The sequence below is a fragment of the Salidesulfovibrio onnuriiensis genome (assembly GCF_008001235.1).
Taxonomy (GTDB): domain Bacteria; phylum Desulfobacterota; class Desulfovibrionia; order Desulfovibrionales; family Desulfovibrionaceae; genus Pseudodesulfovibrio; species Pseudodesulfovibrio onnuriiensis.
This window is the reverse complement of sequence record NZ_CP040751.1, coordinates 1,869,846-1,891,498: the sequence shown is the minus strand read 5'-3', so window position 1 is coordinate 1,891,498 and position 21,653 is coordinate 1,869,846. Positions and strand designations below refer to the sequence as shown.

Sequence of the window (21,653 nt, the reverse complement as noted above, 5' to 3'; positions counted from 1 at the left end):
GGAAACCGTGCAGCGTCCGTACATCTTGCACATGAAAATTGTGCAAGATGCACATAAATCACTCCTGGGATTCCTGCTCGGGATGATCGGACGGCGTCTCCAGCAATGCTTCGTCGTCCGCTTTTTTCTCTTGCTTGCGTTTTAATTTGTCTTCTTTCTTTTTCTTTTTGGCCAGGTCGCGCTGTCGCTTTTCAAACTTGTAATTACGCTTCATCAATCGATCTCCTTGACACAGGTTCCACGGGTACGCAGCCCGAAAAAAAAGCGCCTGTCTCCCAAGAAGAGAGACAGGCGCCGAGTCACCCTATTGCTCTAGAGCGGGAACTACCAGCGGGGGCGGCGTTCCGGGCGGGGACGAGCTTCGTTGACCTTCAGGTTGCGGCCACCGAAATCCTTGCCGTCCAGAGCTTCAATGGCTTCAGCAGCGCCGGCGTCTTCCATTTCCACGAAACCAAAGCCGCGGGGACGACCGGTTTCACGGTCTTCAACGAGCTTGACAGAGGAAACTTCACCGTATGCTTCGAAAGCAGCGCGGACTTCATCTTCAGTTGCGGACCAGGGCAGATTGCCGACATAAATGTTCTTGGACATTAAAAAAACTCCTCAAAAATGTGAAATAAATCGTGACGCCCGTGCGTCACATATAAAAAAAAGAAGCAGCGGCCAAGATGCGGGCACTGCTTCTTGATTTACCTGTTCAATTCCAACCAGCTCCGGCCAACATTAAGACCGCGCCTCCACGGGTGCCGCTGGTGTTAGAAGCCGTACCGTCGGCCAATACAATGCAAAAGTCAAGCACTATTGCAACCTAAAGTCGATTTCTTTTTATATTGAATAATCAGGGCGTTCCAGCATTTTACCCGGACTAGGCCCGGGATTCCCTGCGGGAAAAACGCTTGGGACGGCGATTCGAGCCGCCGCCACCGGGCCGACGCCTGCCGTTTTTCGGCTGTTCTTCCCGGCCGCCGCCCCGCAGGACCTGCAGCTTGTCATAGTCAAAATCGTCCAGAACGCACTGTTCAATGCTCATACGCAGGGTGCGCTCGATATCGCGCACCATCTGGCGGTCCTCCGGGGTGATCAGGGTCAGGGCCTGACCGCTGCGCCCGGCGCGCCCGGTGCGGCCGATACGGTGGGTATAGGTCTCCGCAGTATCTGGAATGTCGAAATTGATGACATGGGAAATCCGGTCGCAGTCAATGCCGCGCGCGGCGATATCCGTGGCCACCATGACCCGGAAGGTTCCCTGGCGGAACCCGTCCAGGGCGCGCTGCCGCTGGTTCTGGGTCATGTTGCCCTGCAGGAAGGTGGCGGCATGGCCGATGCGGTCCAGCTTGCGGGCCAGGTTCTTGGCCCGGTGCTTGGTACGGGTGAAGACGATGACGCTGTCATGGTCGATCTGCTTGAGCAGGGCCTCCAGCAGGCTGCCCTTGAGATGCTGGTTCACCGGATAGAAGGCATGGCTGACCTGCTTGGCCGGGGCCGTATTGGCAACCTGCACCAGTGCGGGATTTTCGAGAATCCGGTCGGCCAGTTTCTTGATGTCCGAAGGCATGGTGGCCGAAAAGAGCAGGTTCTGGCGCTTTTCCGGCAGCCGGGCCATGACCCGCTTGATGTCCGGAAGGAAGCCCATGTCCAGCATGCGGTCGGCCTCGTCCAGCACCAGGGTGTCCACATGGTCCAGGGAGATGACGCCCTGGTTCAGCAGGTCGTTGAGACGGCCCGGGCAGGCCACCACTACGGTTGCCTGGCGCACGGCCTTGATCTGCGGGTTCATGCCCACTCCGCCGAACACGGCGGCGCAACGAATGCCGGTCTGCTTGCCGAGATCGATGAAATTCTCATAGATCTGAAGCGCCAGTTCACGGGTGGGAGCCAGCACCAGAGTGCGCACCGGGCCGCGCTTTCCGGCCTCCGCTTCCAGCAGGCGCTGCAGGATGGGCAGGGCGAACGCGGCGGTCTTGCCGGTGCCGGTCTGGGCCAGGCCCATGACGTCCCTGCCCTGAAGGACTTCGGGAATGGCCTTGGCCTGGATGGGGGTGGGAGTCACATAGCCACAAGCGTTGATGCCAGCGACAAGTCGCTGGTCAAACGAAAAAGATTCAAAAGACAATGTATAAATCCTGGGGTGAAAAGAATATATAGAACGACGGCGCGTGACAGCGGTCGTTGACCGGCTATGCCGGTTCGTAATTATCTAGCTCTGGGACGTGGAATAAATCGGAGTCCGGCTTGGCGCGGACAGGTCCGCCTCTTCGGGCGGCGGGATATAATGCGCGTCCAGTCACGCTGAGACACGGGTATCTGAATCATTTCTGGAGGAATGTAAAGGGAAATATGCGAGCGCCCTCCGGGCAATCAGGTTCCAGCCCGTTCAATCCTTTGGTCGAGAACCAGTTTAAGGAAAGGGGGGAGGGAGGCGGCTCGACCGCCCCTCCCTTGCCCCCATTCCTGCGACCTCTCCCCCAATCCCTCCAGGCTATCAAGAGGTACGTGGGGCGGCCATATCTTTGCTACTTCATCCTCTGGCCGTCGTGACAGACGGTATGCATCAGGTGGCAGCCACGAAAAGGTGCTGCCACTCATGGCCCGCTCAATAAGGCGAAGCACAGGACGTGCCGAGTCAAAAAAACAAGTCGCCTTCAGGGCAAAACCTGAAGACGACTTATGCTTTCGAAACGTATGCCGCCTAATTGAAACGTCTGTGACTACTCCTTCACGGACCCGGCCAACAGGCCGCGAATAAAGTACCTCCCCAGAAACACATAGATCGCCAGCACTGGGATGGCCGCCAGGATGGACCCGGCCATGGGCAGGTTCCAGCTCACGGCCTGGCCGCCGGCCAGCTGCGCCAGCCCCACGGTGATGGGGTTGGCCGTGTACTTGGTCAGGCAGATGCCCCAAAGGAACTCGTTCCAGATCTGGGTGAACTGCCACAGGCTGGTGACCACGAAGCCCGGCACGGACAGCGGGAACACTATGCGGGTGTAGATGGAGAAGAAACCCGCGCCGTCGAGCCGCGCCGACTCGATGAGTGCCGTGGGGATCTGGGCGTAGAAGTTGCGGAAGATGAGCGAGGTGATGGGCAACCCGTAGACCACGTGGGCCAGGATCAGGCCCGGCAGCCCGCCGTAGAGGTTCATGGCCCGCAGGGTCTGGAACAGCGGGATAAGAATGACCTGGTACGGGATGAACATGCCGAACAGGAAGAGCGTGAACACGATCTCGCTGCCCGGGAACTTCCACTTGGAAAACACGTAGCCGTTGAGCGAGCCCAGCACCGTGGACAGGGCCGTGGCGCAGATCGTGAGGATCAGGCTGTTGACCAGATTGGGCCGCAGCATCCCGAAGGCCTCGGAAAAGCTGCTCCAGTTCAGGGTGGCGGGAATTTCCCAGGCGCGCGGCAGGGTGATGTCCGCGGGCATCTTTAGCGCGGTGATGAGCGCCATGTAGGCCGGGGTCAGGTAGACGATCACCAGCACTGCCAGGGTGCTGTAGAGCAGGACGGAACCAAGGGTGATCTTGCGGGTCATGAACGCGCCCTCCTCTGGCGATACGAACTGACGAGATAGGGGACGATGAACATGGCCGCCAGCAGAAAGAGCACGATGGCGATGGCCGCGCCCTTGGAGAACTCATTGGCCCGGAACGTGGTCAGGTACATGTTCAGGGCCGGGTGCCCGGTCTCGGCGTTGTCCGGCCCGGTCATGGCGAAGATGAGATCGAACATCTTGAGCGAGATGTGCGAAAGGATGATCACCGCGCTGATGGTGATGGGCTTGAGCATGGGGATGGCAACATGGCGGTAGTAGCCCCAGTCGCTGGCCCCGTCCAGGCGCGCGGCGTCCATGAGGTCCTGGGAAATGCCGTTGAACCCGGCCAGGTACAGGGCCATGGTGTAGCCCGAATACTGCCAGATGGTGGCCAGGATGATGCCCAGGGTCGCCAGGTTGAACCCGTGCGTTTCCTCCATGAAATATATCTGCGGCAGCAGGTCGCCAAAGAGCCAGACCGCCACGCCCAGCCCCAGGCCGGGCAGCAGGTAGCGCTTAAGCGCCCGGGGCGGATTGCCCTTGAGGCAGAACAGCCCGATGACGATGAGCACGAAGGCCGCCACATAGAGCATGACGGGCAGCAGATTCTGCCAGTTGAAGAGCAGCACGGCCTGCTTGCTGGAAAGCCACTGAAAGGACAGCTTCTCGCCCCCGAAAAAAGTGGGCACGATGTTGACGCCGCCTTGGGGGGCCAGGAGCCAGCGCCAGATGGTGCCGGTGACGATGAACGACAGGGACATGGGGTACAGGAACACTGTGCGCAGGAAGTCCTCGCCCCGAGGCTTGCGGTCCAGCAGGATGGCGATGAACATGCCGATGCCCACGGCCCCGGCCAGCAGCAGCACCGAGTAGTAGACCGCGTTGACCAGGTCCTGCCGGAACCTGCCGTCCAGGAACCCGGTGAACAGGTCGAAATAATTCTGCACCCCGACGAAATTCAAGGTGGGGTTCTCGGCCAGTGCTCCCACGCCGCCCCAGTCGAGCATGGAGATCCAGACGGTATTGCCTATGAACCCATAGACAAAGACCGCGATGAGGATGATGGACGGCAAGAGCGCCAAGAACGCCTTGATCTTGTCCCTTGATACTTCCCGCATGTGGCTCTCTTCGGTTTTGTCCGGCGGGCGCCGGAGGATGCAGCCCCCGACGCCCGAACCGGTTGTTTGCTACTTGCCGATGCCGCTCTTGACGGCGATCTGCTGGGCCATCTTGCCTGCGGCCTGGGCGTTCCTGGACTTCAGGAACATTTCCATGACCGTGGCGAAATCGCCCATGAAGGTTTCGTTGGCGGTGACGCCGTGGGCCAGGGAACCGACGATGCGGTCCTTGGCGAAGTCCGCGGCGGCGGACTGGCCGTACGCGTTGTACTTGGACAGGTCGCTGTCGGTACGGGCCGAGATGGAACCCTTGATGGGGTTGAAGGTGTCGGAGCCTTCCTTGGAACCGAGCACCTGAAGCCATGCAACGGCGTTGTCGCGGTGCGGAGCGCCCTTGGGCAGGCCGAAGGAGTCGGCCAGGAACATGAATTCGCCGCCAGTGCCCGGAGAGGCCAGCCAGCCGAAGCCGGAGACCGGGGCGAGCTTCTTGGTCACATTCATGTATCCGGCGGCCCAGTCGCCCATGACGTTGAAGGCGGCGCGGCCGTCAACCACCATGTCCGTGGCCTGCTGCCAGGACAGGGAGGAGGCGTCGGCGTTGGTGTATTCCAGCACCTTGCCGAACAGTTCCCAGGCCTTGATGCCTTCGGGGCTGTCGAATGCCAGCTTGCCGGACCACAGGGCGTCCCAGTTATCCGGGCCGAGAGAGGCCAGAGCAACGGATTCCCACAGGTGGTTGGCGGTCCAGTTCTGGGCCAGGGCCAGGGGCACGATGCCCTTGTCCTTCAGCTTGGGAGCGATGGCAAAGAACTCGTCCCAGGTCTTGGGAGCTTCCACGCCCCACTTCTTCAGGTTGGCCGGAACGTACCACATCACGTTGGAGCGGTGGATGTTCACGGGAACGGACCAGATGCCCTTGTCGGTGCCGATGTTCTTGATCAGGCCTTCGGGGAAAACTTCCATCCAGCCCATTTCCTTGAACAGCGGGGTCAGGTCTTCCATGCGGTCGGCCTTGACCCAGGTGCCGATGAGTTCCTGGCCGGCGTGGACCTGGAAGCTGTCCGGCGGGTTGCCGCCGAGCATGCGGGTCTTGAGAACGGCCTTGGCGTTGACGCCGGAGCCGCCGGTGACGGTGGCGTTGAGCACCTTCACATTGGGATTTTCCTTGTTGTACAGGTCGATCAGGGCCTGCAGGGCCGGGCCTTCATCACCCGCCCACCAGGAGAAAATTTCCAGCTCGCCGCTCAGGCTGGATGCGGCCTGGGCGGGCATGGCGCCAAGCATGACAATGGCAGCCAGTGCGAACAACAGTTTTGCCAGGGACTTATTCATCTGAACCTCCTCGGTTTCTCGGTTAGCCCCAAACATACTATCCACAGTACAACATCCCTTTGCCTGACATCAGGAAAGGGCTTTTGTCGTCTCGGGATCAAAAAGCACCATGCGGTCGAATTCGAAACCGATGGGCACTGTTTCGCCGGGATGGGCAATGACACGGCCCTCCACCTCGGCAATCATCTTGTTCTCGCCGTCAATGACGATTTCCAGCAGGGATTGGCCGCCCAGGATTTCGGAGACCACCACCTCGCCCTGGCACCACCATTCCCTGGGCAGGCGCTCGATGCCCTCGCCCATCTTGATGGCGTCGGGCCGGATGCCCGCCAGCACGGGAGCGCCGCTTTCCAGGGCGACGGTCCGGCCTTCGGGCACCGGGAAGGTGGACTTGCCCACCTTGACGCAGGGCTTGCCGTCTTCCACGGCATAGACGCCCTCGAGAATGTTCATGGGCGGGTTGCCTATGAACTGGGCCACAAACACGTTGGCCGGTTTTTCGAAAACCTCCACGGGGGTGCCCACCTGCTGGATGATGCCGTCCTTGAGGATGACTATGCGGTTGGCCAGGGTCATGGCCTCGATCTGGTCGTGGGTCACGTAGATGGTGGTGGTGGCCAGCTTCATGTGCAGCTTCTTGAGCTCCATGCGCATCTGGGTGCGCAGCTGGGCGTCCAGGTTGGACAAGGGCTCGTCAAAAAGAAACACGTCGGGTTTGCGCACGATGGCCCGGCCCATGGCCACGCGCTGGCGCTGGCCGCCGGAAAGTTCGGAGGGCTTGCGGTCCAGAAGCTTGTCCAGCTCCAGGATCTCGGCGGCCGTTCCCACGTGCTGCTCGATCTCCTCGCGGGACGCCTTGGACATCTTGAGGCTAAAACCCATGTTCTCGCGGACCGTCATGTGCGGATACAGGGCGTAGTTCTGGAAGACCATGGCCACGTTGCGCGACTTGGGCGAGACATTGTTGACCACCCGGTCCCCGATCTTGACGTCCCCGCCGCTGATGGGCTCCAGGCCCGCGATCATGCGCAGCACCGTGGACTTGCCGCAGCCGGAGGGGCCGACCAGGACAATGAATTCGTTATCCTCGATTTCCAGGTCGATGTTGCGCACAACCTCGACATCCCCGTACCGCTTGCTCACATTGACCAGTTCGACTTTTGCCATACGTCCTTACCCGTCGTTTGTTTTATTCTGGATGGATCGTCCATTCATACGTCATCTGACGAAAAAACGATACTCTGTTTTATGCTTCATGACCGCACCGGGCCGCAGCGCCACGGAGGGGAATTCCGGTCGGTTGGGCGCGTCCGGGTATCCCTGGGCCTCCAGGCAGAACCCCGCCCTGGGGCCGTAGGTCTCGCCAGCCCGGCCCGGCAGCCCCTCCGGGAGGTGGTTGCCGGAATAGAACTGCACGCCGGGGTAGGTGGTGCGCATCTCCATATTCCGGCCCGAACCGGGCTCGAACACGTGGGCGAGCAGCTCCACGCCCTTGCCGCGCCTGTCGGCCACATAGTAATGATCATACCCGCACGCGCTCCGGGGCAGCAGCCCGCCGTCGTCGATGCGCGCCCCCATGGCCCGGGGCCGGGTGAAGTCCAGCGCTGTTCCGCGGACATTCAGCAAGGCTCCGGTGGGAATGAGCTCCTCGTCCGTTTCCAGGCAGCGCGAGGCCAGGAAACACAGCTCGTGCCCCAGGCAGTCGCTTCCGGGACCGGCCAGGTTGAAATAGGCGTGGTTGGTCAGGTTCACCACCGTGGGCTTGCCCGACTCGGCCAGGAAATCCATGCGCAGCCCGTTTTCCGTCAGCGTATAGACCACCGTTGTCTTGACCGTGCCCGGAAACCCCATCTCGCCGTCCAGGCTGAAATATTCGAAAAGCACGTACGGCCCCTCGGTGCCGATATCCGCCTCCGCCTCCCAGACCCGGGAGCCAAAGCCCTGAGATCCGCCATGCAGGGTATGGCCGCCATGGTTGCGGTCCAGCCGATGGCACAGTCCGCCCAATTCGATATGGCCACGGGAAATGCGCCCGGCCACCCTGCCGCACACCGCGCCCATGGAGGTCTGGTCGCGCACGTAGGCCTCCAGGGTGTCGAACCCGAGAATGACCTCGCCCACGCCCTGCCTGCCCGGCGCCCTGAGGCTGGTCAGCCGGGCGCCGTAGGAAATCATGGAGGCGGACATGTCGCCATGGGTCAGGGTAAAATGCTCCACCCCGCCCATACCGGGCACCGTGCCCCAATGCCTGCGTTCGATATTCACACCCATGCCGATATCCTTAGGTGGACCGGCGCACCATGAGGTGCGTCCGCAAGACCTTGTTCTCGGGTTTGAAATCCGCCTCGCGCTCGAACTGCTCCAGCAGCATGTGCATGGCCTCCCGGCCGATGCGGTAGGCGGGCTGGGCCACCGTGGTCAGGGGCGGCTCCACCAGGGCGGATTCCGGGTTGTTGCAAAACCCGAGCAGGGCCATGTCCCGGGGAATGCGGACGCCCTGCTCCCGCAAATGCTTGTACACGCCAATGGCCACGGGGTCGTTGACAGCGAACACCGCGTCGGGCGGCGAGGCAAGGGACAGCAATTTCTTGATGCCTTCGAGCCCGTCGCGCTCCTGGAACCCGCCGTAGACCACCAGGTCATCGTCCGAGCGGAACCCGTGGTCCTTGAGGGCCTGGCGATACCCGTCATGGCGGTTCTTGCCGATGGTGATGTGTTGGCGGCCCGCGATATGGGCGATGCGGGTGTACCCGGAATCAATGAGATGCTTGACCGCGATGTACGCTCCGTTGAAGTCGTCCACCGTGACCTTGCCCGTGTCCAGGGGCTCCACCACGCGGTCGAACTGGACCAGGGGAATGCCCTGGGACATGACCGCCTTGAGATGCCCGTAGTCCGTGGTATTCTTGGAAATGGAGATGAGAATGCCCGCCACCCGGTGCGATGCCAGGGCCCGGAGGTTCAGGGCCTCGCGTTCCTGGTCCTCGTGGCTCTGGCAGACCATAATGGTGTACCCGGCCTTGTGGGCCAGCTCCTCGATACCGCTGATGACCGAGGAAAAGAAATGGTGCTGGATCTCGGGCACCACCACGCCCACGGTGCTGGTGCGGCTGGTCTGGAGGCTCTTGGCTATCTGGTTGGGCTGGTAATGGCGCTTGCTGGCCAGGGCCACCACCTTATCCTTGGTTTCCTGGCTGATGTCCGGGTGGTCATGCAGGGCGCGGGAAACCGTGGACGGGGAAACGCCCAGCTCCCGGGCGATGTCCTTGATGGTGAATTGAGCCATTTCCAACCGTTTCCTTTTTATTTCAGTATATTAAAAATAGCTTTATTTAATCGATCCGCAGAACGCCCATGCCGGAATGGCGAATCCCCAGCGGCACAACCGCGCCCGCGCCAAAAACCGCTTCCATGCCCTGGGCATAGTGCTCCAGCAGTTCCAGGGGCACCAGGGCCTGGATGGTCCCGGCAAACCCGCCGCCGTGCACGCGCCAGGCTCCCCGCCCGCCCAGCAGCCGTTCGGAAAGGATCAGGGCCAGGGGAATGGGCTGGCCGATCTCGCCGACCATGCTGATGCAGTTCTGCAGCAGCCGCCAGGAGGAATCCCCGGATTCGAGCATGAGCCCGACATAGCGCCGCATGTCGCCGCAGCCGAGGGCTGCGGCCATGTCCGGCACCCGGTCGTTTTCCTCGATGAAATGGATGAGCCTGAGGATGGCCCGGTCCCCGGCCCGCTCCCGCAACGCCTTCAGGGAACCCAGCACCGTGTCCAGGGTGATGCCCCGGCAGAAATCTCGTCCCAGGGCCTGGGCGGCCCGCTGCATTTCGCCGGGTATGGCCGCATAGTCCGGGGTCAGGTTGGCGTGGTCGCCCCCGGTATTGACCACCACGAGCTTGTGGCCGCCCGCCTCGAAATCGCCATCAATGCTTTCGATGACCGGATTCTCGGGATCCATGAAATCGATCATGGAAACGCCGGGAAAGGCGCAGGCGATCTGGTCCATGAACCCGCAGGGCTTGTTGAAATGAATGTTTTCCGCATCCTTGGCCGCGCGGGCCATGTCCAGGCCGGAAACCGCGCCCCCGTTGTGGAGCTCGTTGAACATGGAACCGATGAGCAGCTCGAAGGCCGCGGAGGAACTCAACCCAACGCCCATGGGCACGGCGCTGGTGATGCAGGCGCTGAAGCCGCCGACGTTATGGCCGCGCAGCCTGAGGCTCGAAGCCACGCCGCGCACGATGGCCTCGGAGCTGCCCGCCTCCTCGCTGCGGGGAGAAAGATCGGAAAGATCCACATGGATGGGATCGGAAAAGCCTTCGGAATGGATGCGGACCGTGTTGTCCCCGGTGGGAGCGACCGCGGCCAGGCAGTCCAGATGCACGGCGGCGGCCAGCACCCGGCCGTGATTGTGGTCCGTGTGATTGCCGCCCAGCTCGGTCCTGCCGGGAACGCTCACCATCAACGCGGGCACTTTGCCGAAGCGCTCTTCCATGCGCGCCAGCAGACGGTCGTGGCGTTCCCGCTGCGCATGCACTTCCCCGACCCCGTAGAGCCCGGCAAGCCGTGTGTCGAAAACGCCCTCGCCAAGGGCCTGCCTGTACCGGGAAACGATCGCGGTCATGCCTGCTCCCGGTCAAGATAATGGATTTCGCTCAGCTCCCGCAGGGTTGCGGCGGCCTGCTCGGCGGTGATGTCGCGCTGGGGCATGCCCAGCATCTCGTAGCCGACCATGAATTTGCGCACCGAGGCGGAGCGCAGCAGGGGCGGATAATAGTGGAAATGAAAATGCCATTCCGGATGATCGCCGCCGTCCGTGGGCCGCTGGTGAATGCCCATGGAATACGGGAATGAGGTCTGGAACAGGTTGTCGTAACGAATGCCCAGCCGGATCATGGCTTCGGCAAGGTCGGCCCTTTCCCGCTCGTCCATTTCCTCGATGGAAGCCATGTGCCTGCGGGGCAGGAGCATGACCTCATAGGGCCAGACCGCCCAGAACGGCACCAGGACCACGAAGGATTCGTTCTCGAGGATGATGCGTTCGCCCAGGGAGAGCTCCCGCTTCAGGTAGCGGCACAGCAGGCATTCGCCCTTTTCCTCCAAGTGGGCCGCCTGGCAGCGGGTTTCCGCGCCGGGAATCATGGGCACGCTCTTGGTGGCCCAGATCTGGCCGTGCGGGTGGGGATTGGAACAGCCCATGACCGAGCCCCGGTTCTCGAAGATCTGCACGTAACCGATGTCACGGCGCGCGCCCAGGTCGCGGAATTCGGAAATCCACAGGTCCACCACCCGGGTCACCTGCTCCCGGGTCATGCGCGGGATGGAAAGATCGTGGCGGGGGGAAAAACAGATCACCCGGCAGACGCCGGACTCTGGCTCGGCCCGCAGCAGGTCGTCGTCCTGGGGTTCCAGGCCGGGGACCTCGGGAAGAAGCGCGGCAAAATCGTTGGTGAAGACAAAGGTCCCGGTGTATTCGGGATTGTGTTCGCCTCCTGCCCGCTCATTGCCCGGGCACAGGTAGCAGCCCTTGTCGTACCGGGGCCGGGCCGAACGGTCCGGTTCCTCCTGCTGGCCCTGCCAGGGCCGCTTGGTGCGGTGCGGCGAAACAAGAACCCATTCACCGGTCAGCGGATTGAACCGCCGATGCGGATGATCGTTGAACGACATGCCTTCCCACCTGATTGTTGTCGGTTGTCCCCATGCCCCGGGTCCTCACTCCCGAGGTTTCGCAAACGTTACCGCAAACGTTTCCGATACAGAAACACAGCGGACCATCCCTGTCAAGATACAAGCGAAAACATACAGGAAACTCCATGGGAGAGACAACAAAAAAGCACCTTTTCTCGAAACCGGGTTGTCTGTATTATCCGGCACAAATTCAGCCCGGAGTATTCATGCGCCCGATCCACCCCGCCTTTGTGCTGCCCTTTGTCGCCCTTGCCGTTTTTTTCCTGTCCCAGACCCCGGACACGGCGGACCAATGGGGGCTCGAACGCCACTTCGGCGACCTTGCCCAGATGGAGCAGCGACGCACCATACGGGTGCTGACCTCCTATTCCAAGACCGGGTTCTTCCTGCGCGGCGGCGCGCCGCACGGCTTCGACTACGAACTCATGCAAAAGTTCGCCGCAAGCCTCAACAAAAAGGAAAAACGGTCCTACGACGAAATCAAGTTCCTCTACATCCCGGTTCCCTTCGACCAGGTCCTGCCCCTCCTGAAGCGAGGCGCGGGCGACATCGCCATGGGCGGGCTGACCATCACGCCGTTGCGCAAGAAAATGGTGGATTTCACCGCTCCCTACATCAGCGGCATCGGGGAGGTGCTCGTCTGCCACAAGGACGTCGCCGACATCGGATCCCTCGACGACCTGTCGGGACGGGAAATCTTCGTGCAGGCAGGCAGCAGCCATGCCCAGCACCTGGAATCGCTCAACCGCCACCTGCGCCAGTCCTGGAAAAAACCGGTGGTCATCCGGGAGATCGCCAGGAGCATGACCACCGAGGACCTACTGAAAATGACCAATGCGGGAATCATCCAGCTCACGGTGGCCGACAGCCACATTGCCAATGCCTGGGCCAGGGCGTTTCCCGACATCCGAGTGCGCGAGGACCTTGCCATTTTCGATGGAGGCGAGGTCGCCTGGGCCGTGCGCAGGGACAGCCCGAAGCTCAAGAAGGCCCTGGACGCCTTCATCGAAAGGCACAAACAGGGTTCGCTCCTGGGCAACATCCTCTATGAGCGCTATTTCCAGAACCCCGCCTGGATCAAAAACCCGGTCACGCAGGAGGAACAGCAGAAGCTCCTGCGGCTGGCGGCCCTGTTCAAGCGCTACGGCCAAAAGTACGGTTTCGACTGGCTGGCGCTGGCGGCCCAGGCCTACCAGGAATCCGGCCTGGACAATACGGCGCGCAGCCGGGCCGGGGCCGTGGGCATCATGCAGGTGCTTCCGGAAACCGCCAAGAACCCTCCCGTGAACATCCCCAACTTCCACAAACTGGAGCCCAACATCCACGCGGGCGCAAAATACCTGCACGTCCTGGAACAGAATTATTTCCAGGATGTGCCCGAAGAAAACCGCATGGATTTCCTCTGGGCCGCATACAATGCCGGGCCGACCCGCATCAGCTCCCTGCGCAGGGAGGCGGCCGCCCGGGGATTCGACCCGAACAAGTGGTTCTTCAACGTGGAGCAGGTCGCCGCGGAAAAGGTCGGCGACGAGGTGGTGGACTATGTGGCCAACATCAGCATGTACTACCTGGCCTACAAACTTCTTTACGAGCAGCACCTGGAAAAGAAGGACGCCAAGGCGGAACTCGGAATATGAAAAAGGCCCGGCAGAAACGCCGGGCCTTTTTCACTGACAAAAATACTACCGCCTCGTTTCGCACAACCAGACCTTGCCGTCCTTTTTCATGACGCACAGCTTGGTTGCGTCGGTTTCCAGACGCGTCCTGATGTAGTTGCCCAATTTGCCGTCACTCCAATCGCTCACGTCCTTTCGGCGTTCCCCGTTGCTGCAGGGAGCATTGTTACTTGGCATTGTTTCTCTCCCTGTTGCACAGTTCCCTGAGCCGCGCGACCATCATCGTGTAGGTTACCAAACGGAAATCATCCCCGGTCGTGATTTCATCCACGGATTCCCAGAAATCCCCCAGCGCTTCAGTGGCGACTTCATCCCCGGATTTTTTTTGCACCAGATCCAACCCCTTTTTCAAATCTCCGGCATAGCTTTCCCCGAGCAATTCTTGTCCGCGCAGATAACTCTCGTAATCAAGGGCTATACTGTATTGCGAAACAAGACTCATGGTTTTCATGTAGTCCCTCAGGATGTAGTAATCCATCTTGTCCCGGCTTCCGACATTCACGTCGTACAAGCCGTCCAGGTTCTGCTGCGCGCCCATGGGAACGCTGATTCCCCCGCCGTCCAGCACGACCACGTCAAAGGCGATGTAGCCGATGGCCAGGGGCCGATCGAATGTCTGGCGCATGACCACGGAATCCTTGCTCCCGCGCATGTAAGTCGCGCTCCCGCCCGGCAGGGGCACGTTGCGGGGGACCACCTTTCCCAACTGCCCGGCCAGCTGCGCGAAACGCTCGGCCGCATCGTCGCTCTTGATGGCCTCGGGAAGCACCTCGGTCATGTTGGCGGAGGGCGTTTCCGTGAATGCGTCCCCGCCCGCAGCGACCTTTCCGCCCATGGAATCCACCCCCATGATGGAGGCAGTCACCCCGCGCGTCCGGAACACCCGGGAAACGACCCGAAGCAGGACGGGCTGCCTGGAATGCAATTTCTGCTCGGCCAGATACTCCTTGTGCTTCCCGCACCAGTCTTCCAGGGCCCCGTTCAGGTCGTGCACGGGCAGCCCGAAGCTGGTGGCGTTGGAAATGGACATGGACACGACCACCTTTTCCGACTGCACGAAACCGAGCCCCACGGGAATGCCGTCCACCGGCAGGTTCAGATTGAAACCGGTCCCGCGATCCACGGAAAAGGAAAACGAGGGGAACGCGGCGGCATATTCCTGCCAGACACCGTCATGAAAACAAGGGTCGGACATTTCGCGCGAACCAAGGTCCAACCGGGTGACCCGGTGATCCTGCGGCAGGTACCCCTCGTCCTTGGCTGCGTTGCTCTCGGCCAACGAGGTCTGGTTGACCAGAAACACGTCCCCGGGCATCAGGTCTTCCCGAAGCGGATTGAGGGGAAAAACCTGGGTCCCCCGAACCACGTGAAACCAGTATTTGGCCACCTCCTGGGAATGCTCCTGAATGTCCCCCCCTTGTTGACGCAGCCGAACAGGCAAATGGCCGCCAGTAAAACAAGTATTCCGCGCACGCTGCCTCCCTTTTGAAAATAAAGCCGCACTCTCCCCTTGTCGTCACACCAATTCGCCTATATCACGTTGCCAACGATTATCGAATGATAAAATATCAACCAATTGTCGCGCGCTCTTTCGCCACTACCTGATTTACAAATTCGTAAAAATAGACCAGAAAACAAGCTGTGAAATCCACATTTTTGTGCTTTTTATGTAAAATGGTTATGATCCGAAATTCATAACATATTGAGATTACAGACTTCGACAATATTGGCCCGCATCTTGTTAATGTGGCGGGGTCCAATGCCTATGCTTTCCCTGGACGACAAAAAGGGAAAGCCCAAAGACTCACCAGTGAAGGAGATGTAGAAAATGAGTGGATACCAGGTGCGCCGCAGCGTCATAGAGGCCATCACCAACTATACCCCGCCCACGGATACCCTTGACTTTTCCAAGACCAAGCCCACCGATATCTTCGGGTGCAACGTCTTCAGCGACAAGGTCATGAAGCGCATGCTTCCCAAGGACGTCTACAAGTCCTTGATGAACACGAAAAAGTCTGGCGAAAAGCTCGACCCCGCCATTGCCGGCCCCGTGGCCGCCGCCATGAAGGAATGGGCCCTTTCCAAGGGCGCAACCCACTACACCCACGTGTTCTATCCCCTGACCGGCCTGACCGCGGAAAAGCACGACGGTTTCCTTTCCCCGGACGGTGAGGGCGGCGCCATTGCCGAATTCGACGGCAGCCTGCTCATCCAGGGCGAACCCGATGCCTCCAGCTTCCCGTCCGGCGGCCTGCGCGCCACCTTCGAAGCCCGCGGCTACACCGCCTGGGACGTGACCAACCCGGCTTACATCCTGGAAAACCCCAACGGCACCTTCCTGTGCATCCCCACGGCCTTCGTTTCCTGGAAGGGACACGCCCTGGACAAAAAAACCCCGCTGCTGCGCGCCAACCAGGCCATCAACAAGTCGGCCCGCCGCATGCTGGCCCTGTTCGGCAACGACAACGGCGAAATGGTCGTTTCCAACGCCGGCCCCGAGCAGGAATACTTCCTGGTTGACCGCAACTTCTATTTCGCCCGCCCGGACCTCATGGTCTGCGGACGGACCCTGTTCGGTGCCAAGCCCGCCAAGGGCCAGGAGCTGGACGACCACTACTTCGGCGCAATCCCCCGCCGCGTGCTGTCCTTCATGCTGGAAGTGGAGCGCGAACTCTACAAGCTGGGCGTACCGGTCAAGACCCGCCACAACGAAGTGGCTCCCGGCCAGTTCGAGATCGCCCCGCTCTACGAGCAATCCAACCTGGCCACCGACCACAACCAGATGATCATGACCGTGCTCAAGAGCGTGGCCAAGCGCAACGGCATGGCCTGCCTGCTGCACGAAAAACCCTTTGCCGGCATCAACGGTTCGGGCAAGCACCTGAACTACTCCCTTTCCTCGCCGTCCCAGGGCTCCCTGTTCAACCCGGGCGACACCCCGCATGAAAACATGCAGTTCCTGGTCTTCACTGCAGCCACCATCCGCGCCGTGGAAAAATACGGCAAGCTGCTGCGCTCCTGCGTGGCCTCCGCCGGCAACGACCACCGCCTGGGCGCCAACGAGGCTCCCCCGGCCATCATCTCCATCTACCTGGGTGAGCAGCTGTCCGACATCTTCGATCAGATCAAGCAGGGCGGCCTCAAGGGCTGCAAGAAGAAAGGCTGCCTGGAAGTGGGCGTCGACACCCTGCCGCCCCTGCCCATGGACGCGGGCGACCGCAACCGCACCAGCCCCTTCGCCTTCACCGGCAACCGCTTCGAATTCCGCGCCGTGGGCTCCAACCAGTCCATTGCCGGGGCACAGGTGGCCCTGAACACCATGTTGTCGGAATCCCTGGACTTCATGGCCGACGAGATCGAAAAGATCACCAAGGGCGATCCCAAGAAGCTCAATGAAGCCTGCCAGAAGGTCATCCAGAGCATCATGAAGAAGCACGGTCAGATCATCTTCAACGGCGACGGCTACTCCGAAGCCTGGCAGAAGGAAGCCGCCAAGCGCGGGCTGCCCAACCTGAAGACCGCTCCTGACGCCCTGCCTTCCATGACCGACAAGGACGTGGTCAAGATGTTCACCTCCTACGGTGTGTTCACTAAGGAAGAGCTGGAATCCCGCCGCGAAATCTACCACGAGCAGTACAACCAGCACATCCAGACCGAATCCGCGCTGGTGGCCAAGATCTCCAAGACCATCATCCTGCCTGCGGCCATCCGCTACCAGGGTGAATTGGCCAAGGTCTGCGCGGACATGAAGACCGCGGGCCTCAAGCCGACCACCGGCACCCTGGAGGACGTCACCAACAAGCTGCGCGGCCTGCAGAACTCCACTGCGGAGCTGGAGAAGCTCATGGCCCAGAACAGCTTCAAGACCGTGGAAGCCGAAGCCCGCTTCCGCACCGACAAGATCCTCCCGGCCATGCTCGAAGTGCGCAAATGGGCCGACGAGCTGGAAATGGTTGTGGCCGACGACCTCTGGTCCCTGCCCAGCTACCAGGAAATGCTGTTCATCAAGTAGGAAACGGACACATCCTTCACAAAACAAAAGGCCCGGCTCACTGAAGAGCCGGGCCTTTATTTCATTCATCCAATGGTGCGATTCGTCGCGCTTCCTCCTGCGTGGGCCGCCACTCGAAGCGCTCCATGTATATTCTTCCGTGGGGCCCGAACTCCACACCCTCCAGTTCCAGGCGGCGCTTCTGTTCGCTGTAGCCCTCGAAATCCTTGAGCCCGATGCGGCCCTCCCTGTTGACCACCCGGTGCCAGGGCAGGCATTCCTTGCGCGAGGAGGAGTGCAGCAGCCGCACCACCTGGCGCGCCGCGCGCGGGCTTCCGGCCAGCCGGGCGATGCCGCCGTAGCTGGCGACCCGGCCTGCGGGAATGGCGCGGATGAGCGCGATGACTTTCCGGGAAAAGGGATTCTGCGTCATAGGGGAAGAGCTTGTCCCATTCCCCGCCCCATTGCAAGCCGGGCCGTTATTGCGCACGAAACCTCGCTTTCACGACCGGAGGAACTCCCCGCTGGTCATGGTGGTGATGGTCACGCCGAAGCTGGTTATGTCGGGCAGCGTGCGGTTGTGATGCTCCCGAATGCTTCCGCCCGACAAGTGCTCCTTATCGTGTGTGGTGTGGGAATCCGAGATGATGTTGACCGCGTAGCCATGGGCCGCAGCGCTCCGCACCGTGGTGTCCACGCAGAACTCAGAGGCATACCCGCAGACATGCAGCCGTTCGATCTCCCCGCCTTTGAGGACCTCCTCCAGATCGGTGCGCAGAAAGGAATCGGGAGTGGTCTTCCTGACCCGGATGTCACCGTCCGAAACCTCAAGGCCGGAATGCAGTTCCCAGCCTTCGCCCGCATGCGCCAGCACGCTCCGCTCACGCTCATGCTGAACAAAGATGACCGGAATGCCCTTGCTCCGTGCATGGCCGGTCACGGCATTGATCCTGGCGACCACCACATCGGCCTCGAACGGAGGCGGCTCCGTCTCGAACAGCCCTCTCTGAACATCGATGACCACGACCGCATCTTTCATTTCAATCTCCTGAAAATATTGATGATTCCGAAAACATAAAAATGCTATTCAAATGACGGCGCACTGTCCATAACAACCTCGGCAATCCCGCCGCACAAGAATCCGCGCGCCGGGAATATACAAAAGAAAAGGCCCGGCGCAAACCGGGCCCTTTTTATTCTCGCTTAAGCGGCGGCTAGTTCTCGGCGCTGGCCGGGATGTCGCTCCCCCGCTTCACGATCTCGGGGTCCCACTCGTAGTCCGTGAACTTCTGCTTGAAGAACAGGGCGTAGAGCACCGGGCAGAGCACCAGGGTCAGCACCGTGGCCACGGCTAGGCCGGACATGATCAGGTTGGCCATGGGCCGCCACATTTCCCCGCCCTGCAGGGAGAGCGGCACCATGCCGATGATGGTGGTGGTGGCGGTCATGATGATGGGCCGCGCCCGCTCCATGGCCGAGAGCACGATGCTGTCGGCCAGGGACATGCCCCTGCCCCGCTGGATCTCGATGCGGTCGATGAGCATGATGGCGTTGTTCACGATGATGCCCAGCAGCGAGATCATGCCCAGCATGGCCATGAACCCGAACGGGGCCTGGGTGGCGATCATGCCCCAGGTGATGCCGATCATCATGGGCGGCAGGGTCAGCAGGATGATGAGCGGCCTGCGCAGGGAGTTGAACTGGAAGATGAGCACCAGCACGAGCAGGCCCATGGCCAGCGGCATGTTGGCGTTGATGGCCTCCTGCGACTCCACGCTCTTCTCGAACTCGCCGCCGTATTCCACGTTGTAGCCCATGGGCCAGTCGTTGCTCTTCATGAGCGCGTCGATCCGCGGCCGCACCTTGCCCAGAATGGTCAGGGCGTAATAGCCGTCGGCCACGTCCGCCTTGACGGTCATGGTCCTGGTCTGGTCCCTGCGGCGGATGTCCGAGGGCTGCCAGTCGATGCGCGAGGAGGCGATCTGGCTCAGAGGCACGCTGATGCCGCTGTCATAGGAATAGACGTTGAGGCTGTCGATCTTGTCCAGCCGCCCGCGGAACCGTTCGTCGTTGCGCAGGATAATGGGAATGACCGTATCGCCCTCGCGGTAGTCCGAGGCCTGGAGGCCGCTCATGCTCGTCTGCAGGCTCACGGCCACGTCGAAGCTGGAGAGCCCGGCCTCGCGCGCCTTGTCCTGGTCCACTTCCACCAGCATCTTCTTGGTCCACTGGCCCCAGTCGTCCCAGACTCGGGTGATGCCGGGCTGTTCCTCCACAATGTCCGCCACCTTGTCGCGCAGGGCGTACAGGGACTTGATGTCCGGACCGGAGATACGGATCTGGAGCTTGGCCCCCGTGGGCGGGCCGTTCATGAGCTTGTTGAGGCTGAAGTCCGCATCCGGGAACCGGGTTTCCATTTCATGGCGCGTGCGCGCAATGACCTGGTCCACGGCCTCGACGGTCTTGGTGTTGACGATGAAGGTGGCCAGGTTGTCGTTCTTCTGCTCCAGGTTGAGCGGCAGGTACCAGCGCGGCCCGCCATGGCCGATGAACACACCCACGCTGTCCACGCCTTCATCCGCCAGCAGGTATTTCTCCAGCTGGGCGGCGCGTTCGGAAGTGGCGGTGATGTCCGTTCCGTAAGGCTGCCAAAAGTCGATGGTGAACTGGGCCCGCTCGTTGGGCGGGAAGAACATCTTGGGCACGAACTTGAAGCCCCAGAAGGAAACGGCGCAGAGCACCAGGATTCCGGCCAGGAACACGGCACGGTGCTTGAGGGAGAAGAGCAGGAAACGGCGGTACAGGGTGTAGATCCTGCCCGCGTAGGTGGGCACCTGCAGCTTGGGCTTGAGCACGTAGTAGCACATCATGGGCACCATGCTCATGGAAAGCCCCCAGGAGCACAGCAGGGTCAGGCTGACCACGATGAACAGCGAAAAGCAGAACTCGCCCGTGGCGTTTTCGGCCAGGGGAATGGGCAGGAAGGCGAACACCGTGGTCAGGGAGGCGGCCAGCAGCGGCATCCACAACTCGCTCACCGCGCCGGTCACGGCCTTGAGCCGTTCCTGGCCCGAGGCCAAGCGCACGAGGATGGCCTCGGAAACCACCACCCCGTTGTCCACCAGGATACCCAGGGAAATGATGAGCGAGGCAATGGAGATGCGCTGCAGCCCCACGTCGAAATAGGGCATGAGCCCGATGCAGGCCAGCATGGCCATGGGCACCAGGGAACCGGCCACCAGGCCGGTGCGCAGGCCCGCGAACAGCAGGATGATGACCACCACGAAGACGAAGGACTCCAGCAGGTTGATCATGAAGTCGCTGATGGCCGCGTCCACGTAGTCGGGCTGGAACACGAGCACGCCCAGGTCCAAGCCCTGGTACATGTTCTGTTCCAGCTCATCCAGGCGCTCGGTCACGCGCTTGCCCAGCTCGGAGATGTTGCCGCCGCCGGCCATGGACACGGCCAGGATCAGGGCGGAATCCCCGTTGTACCGGACCATGGTGGAGGGCGGATCGGCAAATCCCCGGGTGATGGCGGTCACGTCCGCCAGACGCACGGAGCTCTTTTCGCCGGTGGGCCGGATGGCCAGGGAATAAATGTCCTGCTCGCCCTCGAATTCGCCCGTGGGCTCGATGACGATGCGCTCGGGGCCCACCTGGGTGGAACCGCTGGGCTGGATGGTGTTCTGGTGGTCGATGATCTGGGCCAGGGCAAAGGGGCTGATGCCCGCGGCGGCCATGCGCGAGTTGGAGAAATCCACGAAAATGCGCTCGTCCTGCACGCCCCAGCGTTCCACCTTGCCCACGCCGTCCAGCTTGAGGATCTGGTCGCGCAGGTCGTCGGCCGCGTCCTTGAGCTCACGGTAGGAGAACCCGTCACCGGTCAGGGTGACAAGGATGCCGAACACGTCGCCGAACTCGTCGTTGACCACGGGGGTACGGGCCTCGGCAGGCAGGTCCGGCGCGGCGTCGTCCACCTTGTTGCGCAGCTTCTGCCACACGGGCTCCATGTTCTTGAGCTTGTCCAGGAACTCCACCTTGATGATGGACAGGCCGGCCATGGATTGGGACTCGACCGACTTGAGGTCGCTCAGTTCGCGGATCTTTTCCTCGAGCTTGTCCGTGACCAGTTCCTCCACGCGCTGGGGCGAAGCGCCCGGGAACTGGGTCATGACCAGGGCCGCACGGATGGTGAAGTCCGGGTCCTCGTCCTTGGGAATGTTGATGAAGGTCATCACCCCGCCCAGGGCGATGATCAGGAACAGGGCGATGGAGGTGCGGTTGTTCTCGATGCACCATCTGGCGAGATTCACG

The 21,653-nt window shown here is 61.4% G+C and carries 18 protein-coding genes; 2 read left to right on the top strand and 16 right to left on the bottom strand.

Features of this window, described 5'->3' with window-relative positions; all coding sequences use genetic code 11:
• Positions 1 to 58: 58 nt before the first annotated feature.
• The 11 genes from FGL65_RS18230 to FGL65_RS08500 form a co-directional block, all read right to left on the bottom strand.
• The gene (locus FGL65_RS18230) at positions 59 to 214 is read right to left on the bottom strand and encodes a hypothetical protein (protein ID WP_187170626.1); all 156 of its coding nucleotides are present in this window, start codon (positions 212 to 214) and stop codon (positions 59 to 61) included.
• A 110-nt stretch (positions 215 to 324) separates the two neighbouring features.
• Complete coding sequence (gene rbp, locus FGL65_RS08545) at positions 325 to 591, bottom strand: RNA-binding regulator (RefSeq protein WP_147820799.1); 267 nt, start codon at positions 589 to 591, stop codon at positions 325 to 327.
• A 274-nt stretch (positions 592 to 865) separates the two neighbouring features.
• Positions 866 to 2,050 carry a DEAD/DEAH box helicase gene (locus tag FGL65_RS08540; protein WP_348981336.1) on the bottom strand — a complete coding sequence of 395 codons (1,185 nt, stop codon included), beginning with the start codon at positions 2,048 to 2,050 and terminating at the stop codon, positions 866 to 868.
• A 658-nt stretch (positions 2,051 to 2,708) separates the two neighbouring features.
• On the bottom strand, positions 2,709 to 3,533 hold the full coding sequence (locus FGL65_RS08535) for a carbohydrate ABC transporter permease (protein ID WP_147820797.1): 825 nt from the start codon (positions 3,531 to 3,533) through the stop codon (positions 2,709 to 2,711).
• Positions 3,530 to 4,651, bottom strand: a complete 1,122-nt coding sequence (locus FGL65_RS08530) for a carbohydrate ABC transporter permease (RefSeq protein ID WP_147820796.1) — start codon at positions 4,649 to 4,651, stop codon at positions 3,530 to 3,532. The genes FGL65_RS08535 and FGL65_RS08530 overlap by 4 nt, the downstream gene beginning before the upstream one ends.
• Before the next feature lie 69 nt (positions 4,652 to 4,720).
• Entirely contained in the window at positions 4,721 to 5,983 is a 1,263-nt protein-coding gene (locus tag FGL65_RS08525; RefSeq protein WP_147820795.1) for an ABC transporter substrate-binding protein, read from the bottom strand.
• Positions 5,984 to 6,052: 69 nt separating this feature from the next.
• Complete coding sequence (locus FGL65_RS08520; protein ID WP_147820794.1) at positions 6,053 to 7,150, bottom strand: ABC transporter ATP-binding protein; 1,098 nt, start codon at positions 7,148 to 7,150, stop codon at positions 6,053 to 6,055.
• Positions 7,151 to 7,201: 51 nt separating this feature from the next.
• On the bottom strand, positions 7,202 to 8,254 hold the full coding sequence (locus FGL65_RS08515) for an aldose epimerase family protein (protein ID WP_222705809.1): 1,053 nt from the start codon (positions 8,252 to 8,254) through the stop codon (positions 7,202 to 7,204).
• 10 nt (positions 8,255 to 8,264) lie between these two features.
• Positions 8,265 to 9,269, bottom strand: a complete 1,005-nt coding sequence (locus FGL65_RS08510; protein ID WP_147820793.1) for a LacI family DNA-binding transcriptional regulator — start codon at positions 9,267 to 9,269, stop codon at positions 8,265 to 8,267.
• 46 nt (positions 9,270 to 9,315) lie between these two features.
• Positions 9,316 to 10,605 carry a galactokinase gene (locus FGL65_RS08505; protein WP_147820792.1) on the bottom strand — a complete coding sequence of 430 codons (1,290 nt, stop codon included), beginning with the start codon at positions 10,603 to 10,605 and terminating at the stop codon, positions 9,316 to 9,318.
• Positions 10,602 to 11,648, bottom strand: a complete 1,047-nt coding sequence (locus FGL65_RS08500; protein WP_147820791.1) for a UDP-glucose--hexose-1-phosphate uridylyltransferase — start codon at positions 11,646 to 11,648, stop codon at positions 10,602 to 10,604. The genes FGL65_RS08505 and FGL65_RS08500 overlap by 4 nt, the downstream gene beginning before the upstream one ends.
• Positions 11,649 to 11,875: 227 nt before the next feature.
• Here FGL65_RS08500 and FGL65_RS08495 point away from each other — a divergent pair, with 227 nt between their 5' ends.
• Entirely contained in the window at positions 11,876 to 13,306 is a 1,431-nt protein-coding gene (locus FGL65_RS08495) for an MltF family protein (protein WP_187170599.1), read from the top strand.
• A gap of 45 nt (positions 13,307 to 13,351) precedes the next feature.
• Here the strand turns inward: FGL65_RS08495 and FGL65_RS18225 are convergent, their stop codons facing one another.
• Positions 13,352 to 13,522, bottom strand: coding sequence for a hypothetical protein (locus FGL65_RS18225; RefSeq protein WP_187170598.1), 171 nt, complete (start codon positions 13,520 to 13,522; stop codon positions 13,352 to 13,354).
• Complete coding sequence (locus FGL65_RS08490; RefSeq protein WP_147820789.1) at positions 13,512 to 14,732, bottom strand: hypothetical protein; 1,221 nt, start codon at positions 14,730 to 14,732, stop codon at positions 13,512 to 13,514. Before FGL65_RS08490 ends, FGL65_RS18225 begins: the two co-directional genes overlap by 11 nt.
• A 441-nt stretch (positions 14,733 to 15,173) precedes the next feature.
• Here FGL65_RS08490 and FGL65_RS08485 point away from each other — a divergent pair, with 441 nt between their 5' ends.
• Entirely contained in the window at positions 15,174 to 17,357 is a 2,184-nt protein-coding gene (locus FGL65_RS08485) for a glutamine synthetase III family protein (protein ID WP_147820788.1), read from the top strand.
• 61 nt (positions 17,358 to 17,418) lie between these two features.
• Here the strand turns inward: FGL65_RS08485 and FGL65_RS08480 are convergent, their stop codons facing one another.
• From FGL65_RS08480 to FGL65_RS08470, 3 genes are all read right to left on the bottom strand, one after another.
• Positions 17,419 to 17,769, bottom strand: coding sequence for an MGMT family protein (locus tag FGL65_RS08480; RefSeq protein WP_147820787.1), 351 nt, complete (start codon positions 17,767 to 17,769; stop codon positions 17,419 to 17,421).
• 69 nt (positions 17,770 to 17,838) lie between these two features.
• The gene (locus FGL65_RS08475) at positions 17,839 to 18,375 is read right to left on the bottom strand and encodes a cysteine hydrolase family protein (RefSeq protein ID WP_147820786.1); all 537 of its coding nucleotides are present in this window, start codon (positions 18,373 to 18,375) and stop codon (positions 17,839 to 17,841) included.
• 175 nt (positions 18,376 to 18,550) lie between these two features.
• A complete protein-coding gene (locus FGL65_RS08470; RefSeq protein ID WP_147820785.1) occupies positions 18,551 to 21,652 on the bottom strand; it encodes an efflux RND transporter permease subunit in 3,102 nt (1,033 codons plus the stop codon).
• Between the last annotated feature and the right edge of the window lies 1 nt (position 21,653).

Bases quoted from the DNA above. Each gene is read 5' to 3' on its own strand.
- FGL65_RS18225 (WP_187170598.1), bottom strand. From the start codon at position 13,522: ATGCCAAGTAACAATGCTCCCTGCAGCAACGGGGAACGCCGAAAGGAC.
- FGL65_RS08520 (WP_147820794.1), bottom strand. From the start codon at position 7,150: ATGGCAAAAGTCGAACTGGTCAATGTGAGCAAGCGGTACGGGGATGTC.
- FGL65_RS18230 (WP_187170626.1), bottom strand. From the start codon at position 214: ATGAAGCGTAATTACAAGTTTGAAAAGCGACAGCGCGACCTGGCCAAA.
- FGL65_RS08485 (WP_147820788.1), top strand. From the start codon at position 15,174: ATGAGTGGATACCAGGTGCGCCGCAGCGTCATAGAGGCCATCACCAAC.
- FGL65_RS08515 (WP_222705809.1), bottom strand. From the start codon at position 8,254: ATGGGTGTGAATATCGAACGCAGGCATTGGGGCACGGTGCCCGGTATG.
- FGL65_RS08475 (WP_147820786.1), bottom strand. From the start codon at position 18,375: ATGAAAGATGCGGTCGTGGTCATCGATGTTCAGAGAGGGCTGTTCGAG.
- FGL65_RS08530 (WP_147820796.1), bottom strand. From the start codon at position 4,651: ATGCGGGAAGTATCAAGGGACAAGATCAAGGCGTTCTTGGCGCTCTTG.
- FGL65_RS08495 (WP_187170599.1), top strand. From the start codon at position 11,876: ATGCGCCCGATCCACCCCGCCTTTGTGCTGCCCTTTGTCGCCCTTGCC.
- FGL65_RS08500 (WP_147820791.1), bottom strand. From the start codon at position 11,648: ATGTCGTTCAACGATCATCCGCATCGGCGGTTCAATCCGCTGACCGGT.
- FGL65_RS08510 (WP_147820793.1), bottom strand. From the start codon at position 9,269: ATGGCTCAATTCACCATCAAGGACATCGCCCGGGAGCTGGGCGTTTCC.
- rbp (WP_147820799.1), bottom strand. From the start codon at position 591: ATGTCCAAGAACATTTATGTCGGCAATCTGCCCTGGTCCGCAACTGAA.
- FGL65_RS08480 (WP_147820787.1), bottom strand. From the start codon at position 17,769: ATGACGCAGAATCCCTTTTCCCGGAAAGTCATCGCGCTCATCCGCGCC.
- FGL65_RS08505 (WP_147820792.1), bottom strand. From the start codon at position 10,605: ATGACCGCGATCGTTTCCCGGTACAGGCAGGCCCTTGGCGAGGGCGTT.
- FGL65_RS08525 (WP_147820795.1), bottom strand. From the start codon at position 5,983: ATGAATAAGTCCCTGGCAAAACTGTTGTTCGCACTGGCTGCCATTGTC.
- FGL65_RS08535 (WP_147820797.1), bottom strand. From the start codon at position 3,533: ATGACCCGCAAGATCACCCTTGGTTCCGTCCTGCTCTACAGCACCCTG.